This window comes from Saccharopolyspora ipomoeae, from assembly GCF_029952525.1.
Taxonomy (GTDB): Bacteria; Actinomycetota; Actinomycetes; order Mycobacteriales; family Pseudonocardiaceae; genus Saccharopolyspora; species Saccharopolyspora ipomoeae.
In genome coordinates this window covers 205142-220862 of the sequence record NZ_JASAOF010000001.1, presented here as the reverse complement: position 1 = coordinate 220862, position 15721 = coordinate 205142, and the positions used below count along the sequence as shown (strand labels likewise).

At 71.8% G+C, this 15721-nt stretch carries 16 protein-coding genes; 9 read left to right on the top strand and 7 right to left on the bottom strand.

Features of this window, described 5'->3' with window-relative positions; translation table 11 throughout:
- The first annotated feature begins 65 nt into the window (after window positions 1–65).
- From QFW96_RS01110 to QFW96_RS01085, 6 genes are all read left to right on the top strand, one after another.
- Window positions 66–1202, top strand: a complete 1137-nt coding sequence (locus tag QFW96_RS01110; RefSeq protein ID WP_281453566.1) for a cupin domain-containing protein — start codon at window positions 66–68, stop codon at window positions 1200–1202.
- Window positions 1199–1867 (top strand): alpha/beta fold hydrolase, encoded by a 669-nt coding sequence (locus QFW96_RS01105; RefSeq protein ID WP_281453565.1) that lies wholly within the window; start codon window positions 1199–1201, stop codon window positions 1865–1867. Before QFW96_RS01110 ends, QFW96_RS01105 begins: the two co-directional genes overlap by 4 nt.
- Window positions 1864–2622, top strand: a complete 759-nt coding sequence (locus tag QFW96_RS01100; protein ID WP_281453564.1) for an SDR family NAD(P)-dependent oxidoreductase — start codon at window positions 1864–1866, stop codon at window positions 2620–2622. Before QFW96_RS01105 ends, QFW96_RS01100 begins: the two co-directional genes overlap by 4 nt.
- Window positions 2619–3344 carry an HpcH/HpaI aldolase family protein gene (locus tag QFW96_RS01095; protein WP_281453563.1) on the top strand — a complete coding sequence of 242 codons (726 nt, stop codon included), beginning with the start codon at window positions 2619–2621 and terminating at the stop codon, window positions 3342–3344. Before QFW96_RS01100 ends, QFW96_RS01095 begins: the two co-directional genes overlap by 4 nt.
- Window positions 3345–3422: 78 nt before the next feature.
- Entirely contained in the window at window positions 3423–4028 is a 606-nt protein-coding gene (locus tag QFW96_RS01090; protein ID WP_281453562.1) for a TetR/AcrR family transcriptional regulator, read from the top strand.
- Window positions 4025–4666: a VC0807 family protein gene (locus QFW96_RS01085; RefSeq protein WP_281453561.1), complete on the top strand. Its 642-nt coding sequence runs from the start codon at window positions 4025–4027 to the stop codon at window positions 4664–4666. Before QFW96_RS01090 ends, QFW96_RS01085 begins: the two co-directional genes overlap by 4 nt.
- A gap of 61 nt (window positions 4667–4727) precedes the next feature.
- Here the strand turns inward: QFW96_RS01085 and QFW96_RS01080 are convergent, their stop codons facing one another.
- Window positions 4728–5717 (bottom strand): LacI family DNA-binding transcriptional regulator, encoded by a 990-nt coding sequence (locus QFW96_RS01080; RefSeq protein WP_281453560.1) that lies wholly within the window; start codon window positions 5715–5717, stop codon window positions 4728–4730.
- A gap of 214 nt (window positions 5718–5931) precedes the next feature.
- Between QFW96_RS01080 and QFW96_RS01075 the strand changes: the two genes are divergently transcribed.
- Window positions 5932–6885: a thermonuclease family protein gene (locus tag QFW96_RS01075; protein WP_281453559.1), complete on the top strand. Its 954-nt coding sequence runs from the start codon at window positions 5932–5934 to the stop codon at window positions 6883–6885.
- A 7-nt stretch (window positions 6886–6892) separates the two neighbouring features.
- On the opposite strand, the gene QFW96_RS01070 is transcribed toward QFW96_RS01075, so the two are convergent.
- From QFW96_RS01070 to QFW96_RS01045, 6 genes are all read right to left on the bottom strand, one after another.
- Entirely contained in the window at window positions 6893–7684 is a 792-nt protein-coding gene (locus QFW96_RS01070) for an SDR family oxidoreductase (RefSeq protein ID WP_281453558.1), read from the bottom strand.
- Between the two features lie 344 nt (window positions 7685–8028).
- Entirely contained in the window at window positions 8029–8868 is an 840-nt protein-coding gene (locus tag QFW96_RS01065) for a sugar phosphate isomerase/epimerase family protein (RefSeq protein WP_281454010.1), read from the bottom strand.
- A 5-nt stretch (window positions 8869–8873) separates the two neighbouring features.
- Window positions 8874–10028 carry a dihydrodipicolinate synthase family protein gene (locus tag QFW96_RS01060; RefSeq protein ID WP_281453557.1) on the bottom strand — a complete coding sequence of 385 codons (1155 nt, stop codon included), beginning with the start codon at window positions 10026–10028 and terminating at the stop codon, window positions 8874–8876.
- A complete protein-coding gene (locus QFW96_RS01055; protein WP_281453556.1) occupies window positions 10025–11173 on the bottom strand; it encodes a Gfo/Idh/MocA family protein in 1149 nt (382 codons plus the stop codon). Before QFW96_RS01055 ends, QFW96_RS01060 begins: the two co-directional genes overlap by 4 nt.
- A gap of 71 nt (window positions 11174–11244) precedes the next feature.
- On the bottom strand, window positions 11245–12252 hold the full coding sequence (locus tag QFW96_RS01050; RefSeq protein WP_281453555.1) for a LacI family DNA-binding transcriptional regulator: 1008 nt from the start codon (window positions 12250–12252) through the stop codon (window positions 11245–11247).
- Between the two features lie 52 nt (window positions 12253–12304).
- On the bottom strand, window positions 12305–13681 hold the full coding sequence (locus QFW96_RS01045; RefSeq protein WP_281453554.1) for an MFS transporter: 1377 nt from the start codon (window positions 13679–13681) through the stop codon (window positions 12305–12307).
- A gap of 163 nt (window positions 13682–13844) precedes the next feature.
- Here QFW96_RS01045 and QFW96_RS01040 point away from each other — a divergent pair, with 163 nt between their 5' ends.
- Together QFW96_RS01040 and QFW96_RS01035 are read left to right on the top strand one after the other, a co-directional pair.
- The gene (locus QFW96_RS01040; protein ID WP_281453553.1) at window positions 13845–14930 is read left to right on the top strand and encodes a Gfo/Idh/MocA family protein; all 1086 of its coding nucleotides are present in this window, start codon (window positions 13845–13847) and stop codon (window positions 14928–14930) included.
- Window positions 14918–15715 (top strand): DUF6807 domain-containing protein, encoded by a 798-nt coding sequence (locus QFW96_RS01035; protein ID WP_281453552.1) that lies wholly within the window; start codon window positions 14918–14920, stop codon window positions 15713–15715. The genes QFW96_RS01040 and QFW96_RS01035 overlap by 13 nt, the downstream gene beginning before the upstream one ends.
- The last annotated feature ends 6 nt before the right edge of the window (window positions 15716–15721 follow it).

The window sequence follows — 15721 nt, the reverse complement described above, 5'->3', positions numbered from 1 at the left end:
GCGCTCTTGACAGCGCCGTTCACGGCGCGTTTTATCGATACATACGTATTCACACGGAGGTGCTGATGTCTCAGGTCGAGGTGACCCGGCAGGAGCTGGAGCGGCGGACGATCCGGCGATCGGACTTCGTCTCGTGCAACCAGGCGTTCATCGACTGCCGCACACCGGGTTCCGACCGCAAGGAGAACTACTCGATGATCGGGCCGGGGGTGACCCAGAGCGCGAACCAGGTGGTCAACCTGCGCGAGGCCCACGGCTACAACATCGGTGCCGCCGCGATGCCCCACGGCATCGTGAACAACCTGCACCTGCACTTCACCGCCGAGGTCTTCATCTGCTTCCGGGGTGAGTTCCTGCTGCGCTGGGGCGCCGACGGGCAGGAGGGCGAGCTGGTGCTGCGGGAGGGCGACATCGCCTCGATCCCGACCTGGATCTACCGCGGCTTCACCAACATCGGCCCCGACGACGGGTGGTTGTTCACCTGCCTCGGGCACGACGACACCGGCGGCATCATCTGGGGTCCCAGCGTGCTGCGCGAGGCCGAGGGGCACGGGCTGTTCCTCACCGAGGACAACCGGCTCATCGACACCGTGGCCGGGGACGAGAAGCCCGACGAGTCCGAGCTCAAGCGGCCGATGAGCGATGAGGACATCGCCGCCCTGACCGCCTACCCGGTGGAGAAGATGCGCAAGCGCGTCGCCACCGCCGACGACCTGGAGTGGTCGGCCCACGCGGTGCTGGGCGCGGCGCTGCCGGGCGGCGGGGCGGAGCTGGCGCAGGTCATCGGCTTCGGCATGACCGAGGACCGGTTGCAGGAACCGGTCATCTACAACCCGCACGGCCACAACATCTCCTGGCTGCGCGCGGCCCCGGGGGAGGGCGTGCTCACCCACCGCCACCCCGAGACCCAGGTGCTCATGGTCTTCGACGGCGAGTGGGAGGTGACGCTCAACCGCGAGGAGGAGATCAGCGTGACGCTGGGGCCGTGGGACATGCTCTCGGTGCCGGCCGGTGCGTGGCGCAAGATCCGCAACGCCTCCGACGGCACCGCGAGCATGCTGGTCATCAACAGCGGTGACGGCCGGGTCCGCCTGGAGTGGGACGACGAGGTCGTCAAGGCCGCCGCCGACGCCGGGGTCGGCGTCGACCACAACGGCTACCTGGCCCCGTTCCACCTCATCCCGCGACCGGTGGGCAAGTGACGCCGACGGTCCTGGTGCCCGGCATGCTCTGCGACGCCGACCTGTGGTCGGACCTGCCGGAGCTGCCGGGCGAGGTGGTGCACGCCGAGATCACCGAGCCGACCATCGGGGGCATGGCCGAGCAGGTCCTGTCCTCCGTGGACGGTGAGTTCTCGCTGGTGGGGCTGAGTCTCGGTGCGATCGTCGGGTTCGAGGTGCTGCGGCGTGCCCCGGATCGGGTGCGCGCGTTCGGCGCCCTGTCGACCAACGCCGGAGCGCCCCGTCCGGAGCAGCGAGCGGCCTGGGAGCGCCAGGCCGCGAGCGACTTCGACGAGGTCGTGGCCGAGATCCAGCCCGCGATGTTCGCCGAGCCCAGCGGTCCGCTGCGGGAGCGGTTCCTGGGCATGGCCGGGCGCGTCGGTCCGGAGGTCTTCCGCGCCCAGCTGGCCGCGCAGGCCACCCGGGGCGAGGCGTACGACGCCGTCGCGGGCTACCCCGGCCCGGTCCGGGTGCTCTGCGGTGATCGGGACGCGTTGTGCCCGACCGGTTTTCACGAGGACATCGTCGGGCACGCGCAGCGCGGGCGGCTGCACGTGCTCTCCGGGGCGGGCCACCTGCTGCCGCTGGAACGACCGGCCGTGGTGGGCGCGCTCATCGGGCGACTACTGGAACGAGGAGAACGATGACCACACCGCTCACCGGGCGCACCGCCCTGGTCACCGGCGGCGGCAACGGCCTGGGGCGCGCGATGTCCCGGGCGCTGTCGGCCGCGGGGGCCCGGGTCGTGGCCGTGGGCCGCAGGCGCGAGGTGCTGGAGGAGACCCTCGACGGCCTCGACGGGCGGGCCGCGACCTGCGACGTCTCCGACCCCGATTCGGTGTCGGAGCTGGCCGAGGAGCTGGCGGGCGAGGAGATCTCGATCCTCGTCAACAACGCCGGGATCGCCGGACCCGTCAAACCGCTGCTGGAGATCGAACCCGACGAGTGGGACGAGGTCTTCGACATCAACGTGCGCGGCGTGTACCTGATGTGCCGGGCGTTCCTGCCGCCGATGGTCGGGCGCGGCACGGGTGACGTCGTCAACGTCGCCTCGGTGTCGGGCAAGCGGCCGCTGCTGAACCGGACCCCTTACTGCGCGTCGAAGACGGCCGTGATCGGCCTGACCACGACGCTGGCCGGGGAGGTCGGCCCGCGCGGGGTGACGGTGAACTCGCTGTCGCCCGGGCCGGTGGAAGGACCGCGCATGACGCGCAACTTCCGCCTCGAAGCCGAGCGCAGCGGCATCACCGAGGAAGCCGCGGAGCAGGAGTTCGTCTCCCGCGCGCTGCTGCAGCGGATGGTGACCGAGGACGAAGTGGGACGGGCGCTGGTGGCGATGCTGCAGATGCGCGGGATGTGCGGAGCCGACATCGACCTGTCGGCGGGAATGGTGGGCCGATGACGAGTGTGAAGCAACGGGTTCGGGCGGGAGAGCGGCTGCACGGCGGGCTGCTGCGGCTGCCGTCGGAGAACCTGCTGGAGATGGCCGCGGTGGCGGGTCTGGACTACGCGGTCATCGACTGCGAGCACGGTCCCTCCGACCTGCTCAACCTGCAGCAGCACCTGCAGATCGCCGACGCCCACGGGCTCCCGGTGCTGGTCAGGGTCGGCGAGGACGAGCCGGCGCTGATCCTGCGGGTGCTCGACCTGGGCGCGCAGGGCGTGATCGTCCCGCACGTCGACACCCCCGAGCAGGCGCGCCAGGTGGTCGCCGCCGCGCACTACCCACCGCTGGGCGAGCGCGGCTTCGCCACCTACAGCCGCGCGGGCCGCTTCGGCACCAACTCGATCGCCGAGCACCTGGTCGCCGCGGAGCGGACCACGATGGTGATCCCGATGCTGGAAACGCCGCTGGCCTGCGACAACACCGCCGAGATCCTCGCGGTGGACGGCGTGGACACGATCCTGGTGGGCCCGGCGGACCTGTCGGTGGCGATGGGCCGCGAAGGCCCGTCCGATCCGGAGGTCCAGGCCCGGTTGTCGCAGGTGGTCTCGGCCGCCGGGGGCGAGCCGCTGATGACGATCGTGGGCTCGACCGAGCAGGGCGAGGAGGCCCCGCCGGGGCTGGTCCTCTACAACCTCACCCACATCCTCATGCAGCAGCTGCGCGCACTGGCTCGCTGAGCGGGCGGCCCCTTCCCAGGATTTATCCGGCTGATGTAGTGTTTATCCAGTCAGATAAAAACTGGGGAGGGGCCGTTCGTGGCACGGACGTTCACCACCGAGGCCCGGCGGACTCAGATCGTGCGCGCCGCGATCGAGACCATCGCCGAAGTCGGTTACGCCAAGGCGAGTTTCGCGCGGATCACCGAGAAGGCCGGGCTGAGCAGCCCGCGCCTCATCTCCTACCACTTCGCCGACAAGGACGACCTGCTCCGCCAGATCGTCCTGGAGGTCTTCGGCGCTGCCTCCGAGGAGATGACGCCGCGCATCGACGCCGAACCGACGATGACCGGCAAGCTGCGCGCCTACCTGGAGTCCAACCTGCGATTCCTGCGCGAGCACCCGGCCGAGATCACCGCGCTCACCGAGATCGGCCCGCACCTGCGCACCGCCGACGGCGAGGGCTACACCAGCGTCGGCAGCCAGGACCACAGCGTCGCCGGGCTGGCCGAGATCCTCGCCGACGGCCAGCGCAGCGGCGAGTTCCGGGACTTCGACACCCGCTCGATGGCGGTGCTGATCCGCGCGAGCGTCGACGCCGCCGCGCAGCGCGTCCGCGACGGATCCGACGTCGACCTGGAGCTCTACCAGCGCGAAGTCGTCACGGCCATCGAGCTCGCGGTCCGCGCGGGAGCTCCGGCGTGAAGGACGACCTGCGGCCGCTGCTGCGCCGGATCGGCCCCGACCTGCTCGGACCCGTCGCGGTCTACTACCTCGCCCGCATCGCCGGGCTCGCCCCGACCGCGTCCCTGCTGCTGGCCGCGGCCGTGCCGGTGATCCGCGCCGCGCGCTCCTGCGCCACCGAGCGGCGGGTCGGCGGGGTGACGCTGTTCGTGCTCGGCGCGGTGGCGCTCAGCGCCGTCATGTCGCTGGTGACCGGTGACCCGCGACTGCTGCTGGTGCGCGCCGCGTGGGGCACCGCCGCGCTCGGAATCCTGCTGCTGGCAACGCTGTTCGCCCGCAGACCGCTGCTCTACAGCGCGGCGGCGGCGATCTTCGATGACCAGCGCAGAGCCGAGTGGGCCGCCAACTGGGAGCGCTACCCGGCCTTCCGCCGCGTGCTGTGGTCGTGCACCGCGTTCTGGGGTGCGATGTTCCTGCTGGACGCGGCCGGGCGCGTCGTGATGGCGCTGACGCTGCCGGTCGACCTGGTTCCGCTGCTCGACGACGTGCTGCTGGTCGTCGTGGTCGTCCTGCTGCTGGCGTTCCAGCGGATCGTCGGCCGCCGCATGCTCCGCAACGCCGGACTTCGGCTGACCGGAACGACGATCTCGGCGTTGTGAGAGTTGTTCCGCGCGGCGGTGCGGGTGGCGGGACCTGAGCGCCACCACGCACGTGCAGCCCCTAGCGGGCGGCGTGGGTGCCGCGCAGGACGAGTTCCGGGGTGAACAGCGTGCGGCGGGGTTCGGCGTCGCGGGATTCGATGCGCTGCACCACGAGACGAGCCGCCTCCTGGGCGAGTTCGGCCAGGTCGTAGTGCACGGTGGTGAGGTCGAAGGCCTCCCACGCCGCCATCGGGATGTCGTCGAAGCCGACCAGCGTCAGGTCCTCCGGGATGCGCACGCCGCGCGCCTTGGCGGCGTTGAACGCGCCGATCGCGATCACGTCGTTGCCGCAGAACACCGCGCTCGGCGGCTGCGGGCCGTCCAGGACCTCGGCCAGCGCCCGGTACCCGGTGTCGAAGTCGAAGGGGCCGCGCCGCACGGCGTCCTCGGGCAGCCCGATGCCCGCCTCGGACAGCCCGAGGCGGAAGCCCATCTCGCGGTCGCGGCCGGTGGTGGTGTCGGCCGGGCCGCCGATGTGGGCGATGTTCCGGTGCCCCAGCCGCGCCAGCTCGCGGGCGACGAGCCTGCCGCCCAGCTCGTTGTCCACCACGGCGGCGTCGGCGGGCTGACCACCGGCCTCGCGGTTGAGGAAGACGAACGGCAGCTCGCGCCGCTGCAGGTCGTCGGGCAGCCGGGAGCCGACGGTCGCGGTCGCCAGCACGACGCCGTCGATCGAGTGGTCCAGCAGCCGCTGGCTGGCCACCGCCGTCTCGGAGCGCTCGGTGAACAGCATCATCCGGTAGCCGTGCTGCTCCAGCTCGTCGTGCAGCGGCCCGATCAGGTGTGGGTAGAACGGGTTGGTCAGGTCGGTGACCACGACGCCGATGCGCTTGGTCATCCGCGTGGACAGGCTGCGGCCGGTCTCGCTCGGCACGTAGTTGAGCGCATCGGCCGCGCGCTGGACCCGTTCCCTAGTAGCCTCGGAAACGCGCTGATCGCCGCGCAGCGCCCGCGACACCGTCGGCTGCGACACTCCCGCCAGACGAGCCACGTCGCGACTGGTGATCAAGGCTTTCCCTCCTCGGCAGATCTGCATACGAATACTACTCCAGCGAGATCGCCGTGGTACCGGAGCGATCAACTCCGGATGAATACGTATGGAGCCCCCCGTTCCGACCGGACGCCGTTGCTCCGGTGGGGTGGTGTTCCGGGTGATCTGACCGCGGCCACTCGATCGGGTGAGGGATCATCGTTCTCCGAACCCGAGCGCAGTGAGGAGTCCGATGGTCTTCGGGATCGTCTACCTGGTCGGCATGGTGGCGACGGTGGTCATGAGCGTGCTGCTCTGGCAGCAGCGTGCCCGGCAGGGGCGCGCGTGGCCGTGGGTGATGGCCGGGGTGGTCGCCGCGGTGTTCTGGCCGCTGACGCTCTGGCCGGCCGTCGGCGCCCACTGGTACCGGCGGGGCGGCTCGAAGCGGGCACCGCTGATCGCGGGGACGTCCGCGCTCGCTGCCGTGATCGCGCTGCTGGCGATCGGCGGGCTGGCCGAGCACGACGAGCGGGCGCAACCGGCCGGGCCGCAGGTGCTGCGGGAGCCGAGTTCGCCGCCGCCGTCGGTGGCCACGCCCTCACCCGTCGTCGCGCCCGCGCCGCCGCAGGACCAGGCGCTGGTGCTCGACGTCCTCGACGACGACCGGGTGCTGATCCGGGTTCCCGGTCGCGACCCGCAGGTCGTGCGCCTCGCCGGGCTGCAGACGCCACCGGCGGGGGAGTGCTGGGGTGCCGAGGCCCGGGCCTTCGCCGAGCGGTCGCTGCGCGGGGTGACGGTGCGCGCCGCCTTCGGCGTCGGCTGGAGCAGCGGGCGCAGTCCCGACCCGGAGGTCTCGTTGATCCTGCCCGACGGCGCCGAGTACTCCTCGCTCGCGCTGCAGCAGGGCGCGGCGGAGTTCTACCCGCAGTCGTTCCTGGCCGAAGGCCTGACCGCCGAACTCGTCCAGGCGGAGGCGACCGCGAAGACCGCGGGCCGCGGGCTGTGGGGCGAGGGGTGCCACCCGCCGGTGCAGGCCGCCCCGGTGCCCGCGCCCGCTCCGGTTCCCGGCGCCGGCGAGGTGGTGCTCCCCGCCTACTACGCCGATTGCGCGCAGGCCCGCGCCGCCGGCGCCGCTCCGCTGCACCGCGGCGACACCGGCTACTCGTCCAAACTGGACGGAGACGGCGACGGAGCCGCCTGCGAGTGACCGGACCTCACACGTCGGGGATGGGGAGGGGCATGTTGGGGGTGACGAGACCCCCGTCCACCGCCAGGACCTGGCCCGTGACGTAGGACGAGGCCGGGGAGGCGAGGTAGAGGATGGCCGCTGCGACGTCCTCGGGGGTGCCGATGCGGCGGAGCGGGGTGTGCTCTTCGAGGGTGGCCTTCATCGTCGGGTCCGCTGCTACGACTTCGAGGGCTTCGGTGAGGATGGCGCCGGGGGCGACCGCGTTGACGCGGATGTTCGGGTTGAGGTCGGCGGCCATCATGCGGACCGCGTGGTCCAGCGACGCCTTGGCGGCGCCGTAGGCGAGGTAGCCGCGCCCGACGAGGTGGCCGGTGCTGCTGGAGACCATCACCACGCTCGCGGAGTCCGACCTGGTCAGGTGCGGCACGGCCTCGCGCACCAGCCGGACGCCGTGGACCACGTTGTTCTCGAAGGACTTCCGCAGCGCCTCGTCGTGGGTGTCGGTGAACGGCCGCGGCATCGACCCGCCGGTCACGCTCACCACGACGTCGAGCCGTCCGAGCTCCTCGGCGGCCCGGGTCACGGCCGCTGAGACGGCCTCCGGGTCCCCGGCGTCCGTCGGGATCGCCACGGCACGTCGCCCCAGCTCGCGGGCCTGCTTCGCCACGGACTCGATCTGCTCGGGCGTGCGGGACAGCACCGCCACGTCGGCCCCGGCCTCCGCCAGGCCCAACGCGGTCGCGGCCCCGATCCCGCGCCCGGCCCCGGACACCAACGCCACCCGGCCGTCCAGCCGGAACATCGGCAACGTCGCCAAACCCGCCTCCTCACCTCGTAGAACCCCGATTTCAATGGAAATCGGGATCCCGACTTCCATTGAAATCGGGTCCTCGACCTCACCCCGAAACCAGGACAAGCAAGTGCTTGGTAGGCTATCGGGTCGGTCGGCGGGTTGGCCAGGGTCGGTCCGCGTCGAGTTCGCGGGCGAGGGCGTCGGGTTCGGCGCCGCCGACCATCCGGTGGGTGAGGTGGTCGAGGGTGACGTCGGCCCTCTCGTGGCTGCCGAGGCTCCGCCCGCGCTCGAGCAGCAGGAACCGGTCGGATGCGCGTTCGCACCCGTCGGCCTCGGGCCAACAGGTGCGAACGTCCGACCGAAGGCGATCAGGTCGAGTGCAGGTGGGGCAGCACCAGTTCCCGGTAGCGGTCGCTCATGGTGGCGACGACCTGGTCGCCGGGGGAGTCCCAGATCTCGGCGTTGAAGATCTCCACCTCGACGTCGCCGGAGTAGCCGGTGGCGGCGACCATGCGCGTGACGGCGGCGAAGTCGACGACGCCGTCGCCCATCATGCCCCGCGACAGCAGCGCGTCCCGGGCGATCGGCAGGTTGAAGTCGCAGACCTGGTACGAGGCGATGCGGTTCTCCCGGCCCGCGCGGGCGATGCCGCCCGCCAGCACCGGGTCCCAGAAGACGTGGAAGGTGTCGACCACGACCGCCACCTCCTCCGCCGGGTGCGGGGCCGCCAGGTCCAGCGCCTGCTCCAGCGTCGAGACGACCGCGCGATCCGCGCAGTACATCGGGTGCAGCGGCTCCAGGACGAGCCGGACGCCGTGGTCGCGGGCGAACGGGGCGAGGTCGGCGAGCCGATCGGCCACCCGCGCGCGGGCCCCGGCCAGGTCCCGATCGCCCTCGGGAAGCCCGCCGACGACCAGGATCAGCGCGTCCGTGCCCAGCGCCTCCGCCTCGACGATCGCCGCGCGGTTGTCCTCCAGCGCCGCGCGCACCCCCGTCTCGTCCGAGGCGGTGAGGAACCCGCCCCGGCACAGGCTCGACACCCGCAGGCCCGCGTCGCGGACCAGCTTCGCCGACGAGGCCAGCCCCTCCTCGGCGACCCGGTCCCGCCACAGGCCCACCGCCGGGAGCCCGGCGCGCGCCGCGCCCTCCACGGCCTGGCGCAGCGTCCACTTCTTCGTCGTCGCGATGTTCAGCGACAACCGGTCCAGATCGGTCACCGTCCCACCCCGTTCACCGCCAGGAACCCGCGCATCCGCTCCTCGGCCGCGGTCGGGTCGACCAGCAGGCCCGCCTCGTCGGCCAGCCGGAACACCTCCGCGAGGTGCGGCACCGACCGGCCCGCGTGCAGCCCGCCCGCCATCGAGAACCCCGGCTGGTGCCCGTTGAGCCAGGACAGGAACGCGATCCCGGTCTTGTAGTGGAACGTCGGTTGCTCGAAGATGTGACGCCCCAACGGCTTCGTGCTGTCCAGGATGGACCGAGCCGTCGCCGGGTCGTCGGCGTCCAGTGCCTGGATCGCCGCCGATGCCGCCGGGTAGATCGCGGCGAAGATCCCCAGCAGCGCGTCCGAGTGCTCCCCGCCCTCGCCGACGATGAGATCCGGGTAGTTGAAGTCGTCGCCGGTGTAGAGCCGCACGCCTGCGGGGAGCTCCCGGCGCAGCGCGGTCTCGTGCTCGGCGTCGAGCAGCGAGACCTTCACGCCGTCGACCTTCTCCGGACGGGCGCGGATGATCTCCAGGAACGTCTTCGTCGCCGTCGCGACGTCGTCGCTGCCCCAGTAGCCGCTCAGCGCCGGGTCGAACATCGGGCCCAGCCAGTGCAGGATCACCGGTTCGTCGGCCTCGTCCAGCAGGGCGCCGTAGACCGACGCGTAGTCGTCGGCCGAGCGGGCCACCGCCGCCAGCGCGCGCGAGGCCATCAGGATGACCCGCGCGCCCGCACCGGCCACGACCGCGACCTGCTCCCGGTAACCGTCGAGGACCTGCGCCAACGACGGCGTCCCGGTGAGGTGGTCGGTGCCCGCGCCGGCCGCGATGGTCCCGCCGACCGAGCGGGCCTCGGACGCCGAGCGGCGCACCAGCTCGGCGGCCTCCGGCCAGCCCACGCCCATCCCGCGCTGCGCTGTGTCCATCGCCTCGGCGACGCCGAGCCCGTAGGACCAGATCCGGTGCCGGTAGGCCAGCGTCGCGTCCCAGTCGATGTCGGCCGGGGCGCCCGGCACGTTCTCGCCCAGCACGCGCGGCACCACGTGAGCTGCGGCGAACGCGGCCCGGGACCGCAGCGGCCCGGCCGGTCGCGGCCACTCGCGCGGAGCACCGGTGGTGTGGGCGACCACCCGCCCGTCGGCCCGGGGGAGGAGCAGGCTCACGACGTCACCTCGCCCAGCTCGACCCGGCGTCCCTCGCGGGAGGACTCCAGCCCCGCCTCGGCCAGCCGCACGCCGCGCGCGCCCGCGAGGAAGTCGTACGGGTGGTCGCCGTCGTCGCAGAGGTGGCGCAGGAACTGCTCCCACTGCGCCTTGAAACCGTTGTCGAACTCCTGGTTGTCGGGCACCGCCGACCACTGCTGCCGGAACGGCGTGGTCTCCACCAGGTCCGGGTTCCACACCGGCTTGGGCGTGTGCGCCCGGTGCTGCGCGACGCAGCGGTGGAGCCCGGCCACCGCGCTGCCGTGCGTGCCGTCGACGTGGAACTCCACCAGCTCGTCGCGGTGCACCCGCGTGGTCCAGGACGAGTTGATCTGCGCGATCACGCCGCCGGAGAGCTCGAAGATGCCGTACGCCGCGTCGTCGGCGGTGGCCGCGTAGGAGCGCCCGCGCTCGTCCCAGCGCTCCGGGACGTGCGTGACGACCTTGGCCGTCACCGCCTCGACCCGGCCGAAGAGGTTCTCCAGCACGTAGTTCCAGTGCGGGAACATGTCCGAGACGATGCCGCCGCCGTCCTCGGCGCGGTAGTTCCAGCTCGGTCGCTGCGCGGGCTGGTCGTCGCCCTCGAAGACCCAGTAGCCGAACTCGCCGCGCACCGACAGGATCCGTCCGAAGAACCCGGATTCCACCAGCCTGCGCAGCTTGAGCAGGCCCGGGAGGTACAGCTTGTCGTGCACCACACCGGTTTTCACGCCCGCCTCGCGCGCCAGCCGGGCCAGCCGCAGGGCGCCCTCGACGTCGTCGGCCACCGGCTTCTCGGTGTAGACGTGCTTGCCCGCGGCCAGCGCGCGGGTGATGGCGGGTTCGCGCACCGAGGTCAGCTGCGAGTCGAAGTACAGCTCGTCCGGTCCGCCCAGCACCTCGTCGAGATCGGTGCTCCAGCGGTCGATCCCGTGGTTCTTGGCGATCTCGCGGAGCTTCTCCTCGTTCCGCCCCACCAGGACCGGGTCCGGCACCACCTTCGTGCCGTCGGAGAGCTCGACACCACCCTGCTCCCGGATGGCCAGAACCGACCGGACCAGGTGCTGCCGGTATCCCATGCGTCCGGTGACGCCGTTCATGATGACGCCCAGGCGTCGCTCGGCCATGCCGAACCTCCTCGTTTGGAAAGCGCTTACCAAGACGGTAGGCCGAACCCCACGCCCGATGCAAGGGGAGTTCAGCGAGCCGGAGTGCTCTCGCGCAGGACGACCTCGCCCCGGACCTTGCGGCGACGCGGCTTCACCGTCCGGTCGCCCAGCACCAGGTCCAGCGCCATGTGGCCCATCTCGGTCAGCGGCAACCGGACCGTGGTCAGCTCCGGGGTGACGTCGCGGAGCGTGGAGATGTCGTCGAACCCGGCCACCGCCAGGTCTCCGGGCACGTCGACGTCGCGCTCGCGGCAGGCCGCCATCGCGCCCAGCGCCATCAGGTCGTTGATCGCGAACACGCAGTCCACCTCGGCGCCGGAGTCCAGCAGCCGGTGCATCGCGCGGAAACCGCCGTCGCGGCTGAACTCGTCGGCCACCACGACCGGCTCGGCCGACGGCCAGCCCTCGGCGAACCCGGCCTTGCGGTCCTGCGAGACCAGCAGCTGCTCCGGGCCGGCCAGGATCGCCGGTTTCCGGTAGCCCAGGGCCGCGATCTCGGAGGCCAGCTCCCGCGCGCCCCCGCGGTTGTCCACCACCAGCGTGTCGACCTGCAGCTTCGGCTCGCTGATGGCCACCACGCGGCCGCCGGACGAGACGAACGGATCGATCTGCGCGGACAGCTCGCGCAGGTGGGAGCGGTCGGAGGTGCGGCTTCCGGCGATGACGATCGCGCGCCCGCGCTGCCGCCGCAGCGCCCCCAGCAGCTCCAGCTCGCGCTCCGGGCGCCCGGCGGTGCTGCACAGCATCACCAGCAGCCCCTGCTCCTCGGCCGCGTTGGCCAGGCCGGCGGCGATGGTCGAGAAGTAGGGGTCGGCGATGTCGTTGACCAGCAGCCCCACCAGGTCGGTGGAGCCGCGGGCCATCGACTGCGCCTGAGCGTTGGGCGAGTAGCCGAGCCGGGTGGCCGCCGCCAGCACGCGGTCGTGCAGTTCAGCGCGGACCACCCGGTCGCTGCCGTTGAGGGCCCGCGACGCCGTGGCGAGCGAGACGCCCGCCTCCTTGGCGACGTCGGTGAGGGTCGCTGCTCGTGCCGCCACGACGCTCCTTGCCTGGTGGGGAATGCGTATTCCCCAGGATAGCGCTCGGAGATCAGCGCACGGCGGAGCGCAACCGGTCGAACTCCTCGCGCGGCATCGGCACCGCGTGCTTCTCGCCGAGCTGCTCCAGCGGCACCCGGTGCGTCTCCCGGGCGGTGAAGGCCGCGATCGCCGCGATCACGTTGACGCCCAGGCACAGCCCGCCGACGACCAGCGGGACGTTCGCCGAACCCGGGGGAGCGGCGAGGGTGAACAGGCTCGGCAGGAACGCGACGATCGTCAGACCGACGTTCTGCGCGATGGCGAAGCCGGTCACGCGGGTGCGGGCCGGGAACAGCTCCTGGTAGTAGGCGGCGAAGGTGGCGTTGCAGATCTGGTAGAAGATCCCCCACGTCAGGATCGCCAGCACGATCGTGAGCACCACGTCGCCCCGGCTCACCGACCACAGGTAGGCGAAGGACAGCAGGCCCGAGCCCAGCGCGCCGACGATCATCAGCGGTCGGCGGCCGAAGCGGTCCGACAGGCTCGCGAACCACGGGATGAACGGCAGCGCGACCAGGTTGGCCACCACCGGGATCCAGAGGTAGACCGACTTGCTCATCTCGATGCCGTAGCCGGACTGCGTCGCGTAGGCGGCGCCGAACACCGACACCACCACGCCGATCACGTTGACCAGGGTCATGCAGATCGCCCGCAGCACGTCGGTGCCGCTCTCCCGCATGACCTGCAGGAACGGAGCCTGCTGCGGCTTGTCCTCGCCCCGGGTGAAGACCTCGGGCTCCTCGACCCGGCGGCGGATCACGTAGCCGGCGAAGACCACCACGGCGCTGAGCAGGAACGGGACCCGCCAGCCCCAGGAGTCGAACGCCTGCTCCGACAGGACCGCCGACAGCGGCAGGAACACGGCCGCGGCGATGATCTGCCCGGCCTGCGTGCCGTGCAGGCTGAAGCTGGTGTAGTAGCCGCGCCTGCCGAACGGCGCGTGCTCGGTGATCATCGCGCTGGCGCCGCTGAGCTCCCCGGCGACGGCGAAGCCCTGCACGAACCGCAGCAGCACCAGCAGGACCGGGGCCAGCAGCCCGGCCTGGTGGTAGGTGGGCAGCAGCGCGACGGCGAAGGTCGAGAAGCCCATCAGCAGCATCGCCAGCACGAGCACCTTCTTGCGGCCGTGCCGGTCGCCGTAGTGCCCGAACAGGATCGCGCCGATGGGGCGCGCGACGTAGCCGACGGCGTAGGTCCCCAGCGAGGAGACCAGCGCGACCGTGGGGTTGCCTCCCGGGAAGAAGATGCTCGGGAAGACCAGCGCTGCGGCCTGGGCGTAGACGAACCAGTCGTAGTACTCCAGCGCGCTGCCGATCCAGCCGCTGGCGGCTGCTTTGCGCGACTTGCTCTTGGCGTCGCTCGTGCTCTCGGTCGTGGGTGTGGTCACTAGTGTCTCCCTCGGCACTTCGTTGTCCCGATCGACCCGCCGGGCGGGTAAGCGCTTTCCATCGAACAGCGTCCCGGCGCCGCGTGTCAACCTCTCCGCGACAGGTTGGAATGCGCTTTCCGGATGGTTACGATGCGGTGCAGCCGAGGAGTTGCGAGGGGCGATGAGCGATCCGACCACCGTCGTGCTGGTGGGCGTGCACGGGCACGGCCGCTGGCACCTGCGGAACGTCGAGCGGATGCCGGACGTGCGGCTGGTCGGGATCTGCGATCCTCGGCCGCCGGAGGTCGACCCGGGCGTGCCGGTGGAGCCGGATCTGGCCGTGCTGCTGGAGAAGACGCGCCCGGACGTGACGATCGTGTGCACGCCGATCCACACCCACTCCGAGCTGGCGCTGCTGGCCGCGCGCGCCGGCTCGCACGTGCTGCTGGAGAAGCCCCCGACGCCCACGCTGGCGGAGTTCGACGAGCTGGCGGCGTCGCTGGCGAGCACCGGACGGGCGTGCCAGATCGGGTTCCAGAGCCTGGGTTCGCACGCGCTGCGGCACGCGCGGGCGCTGCTGGAGCGGGGCGCGATCGGGGAGTTGCGGGGGATCGGTGCGGCGGGCGCGTGGCGGCGCGGCGCCGACTACTACGCCCGCGCTCGCTGGGCGGGTCGCCGCTCGCTCGACGGCGTCCCGGTGGTCGACGGTGCCCTGACCAACCCGTTCGCGCACGCCATCGCGAACGCTCTTGCGCTGGAAGGGGTTTCGGACGACGAGGAGCTGCGCGAGCTGTCCGTGGAGCTGTACCGGGCGAATCCGATCGAGGCCGACGACACCTCGTGCCTGCGGCTGGTGACGGCCCGGGGCGTGCCGATCGTGGTGGCGGTGACGTTGTGCGCGGACCGCGAGGTGGACCCGTACGTGGTGCTGCGGGGTTCGCGGGGCCGGATCGTGGTGGACTACCGCTCCGACCGGGTCCGGTTGGAGACGCCGGAGCGGGTGGAGACGACCGAGCACGGCGCCACCGATCTGCTGGAGAACCTCATCGCGCACACCCGCTCGGGGGTTCCGCTGCTGGTCCCGCCCGCGACGACGCGCCCGTTCATGCGGGTGCTGGAAGCGGTGAGGCTGGCTCCCGACCCGGTGGAGATCCCGTCGGAGCGCGACGGCGACCGCCACGTCGTTCCGGGTGTGTCGGAAGACGTTGTCCGCGCTGCTGATTCGATGCAGTTGTTGTCCGAAATGGATGTTCCGTGGTTGAAGTGATCCGCGTCGGCGGGGTTGCGGTCGCCGAGCGCCGCTCCGGCGCCGAGCTGCCCGCGCACCTGTCCCCGCGCCCGCACCTGCACCCGATCCGCACCCTCGGCGGCCGCGTCGTCACCGACACCTGCCCGGACGACCACCCGTGGCACCTCGGGTTCTCGTTCGCCCTGCAGGACGTCGACGGCTGGAACTTCTGGGGCGGCAACACCTACGTCCGGGACCAGGGCTACGTCGCGCGGGAGGACCACGGCCGCATCGAAACCACGGCCCTGACCAGGTCGGACGCGGGCTTCGACGAATCCCTCACCTGGCGGACCCCGCACGAACCGCTCCTGCGCGAAACCCGCAATACCCGGGCGAGTCGGACGGGCCCGGGCTGGCAACTGCACGTCGGGACCACCCTCACCAACGCCACCGCGCGAACCTTGTCCCTGGGCAGCCCGGCCACCAACGGCCGCGCAGGCGCCGGCTACGGCGGCTTCTTCTGGAGGCTTCCGGCAGCGGTCGAGCCCGAGGTGTTCACCGACGCGGCCACGGGCGAAGACGCCGTCCACGGCTCATCCGCGCCGTGGCTGACCTGGACCGATCGGGACTTCACCCTCGTGTTCGCCAACGCAGCGGACCCGTGGTTCGCCCGGCTCGACGACTATCCCGGAATCGGCCTGCAGCTCGCAGCGACCGACCCGGTCCTGCTCGATCCCGGCGCCTCGCTGACCCGAGACCTGCACGTCCTCATCGCCGACGGCACGCTCAACCAGTCGCAGATCAACGCCTGGAAGAACTCCTGACCGGCG

What these genes read in the sequence shown, in the direction of transcription:
- QFW96_RS01110 (WP_281453566.1), top strand. Translation starts at nt 66, where the DNA reads ATGTCTCAGGTCGAGGTGACCCGGCAGGAGCTGGAGCGGCGGACGATC.
- QFW96_RS01100 (WP_281453564.1), top strand. Translation starts at nt 1,864, where the DNA reads ATGACCACACCGCTCACCGGGCGCACCGCCCTGGTCACCGGCGGCGGC.
- QFW96_RS01095 (WP_281453563.1), top strand. Translation starts at nt 2,619, where the DNA reads ATGACGAGTGTGAAGCAACGGGTTCGGGCGGGAGAGCGGCTGCACGGC.
- QFW96_RS01075 (WP_281453559.1), top strand. Translation starts at nt 5,932, where the DNA reads ATGGTCTTCGGGATCGTCTACCTGGTCGGCATGGTGGCGACGGTGGTC.
- QFW96_RS01055 (WP_281453556.1), bottom strand. Translation starts at nt 11,173, where the DNA reads ATGGCCGAGCGACGCCTGGGCGTCATCATGAACGGCGTCACCGGACGC.
- QFW96_RS01040 (WP_281453553.1), top strand. Translation starts at nt 13,845, where the DNA reads ATGAGCGATCCGACCACCGTCGTGCTGGTGGGCGTGCACGGGCACGGC.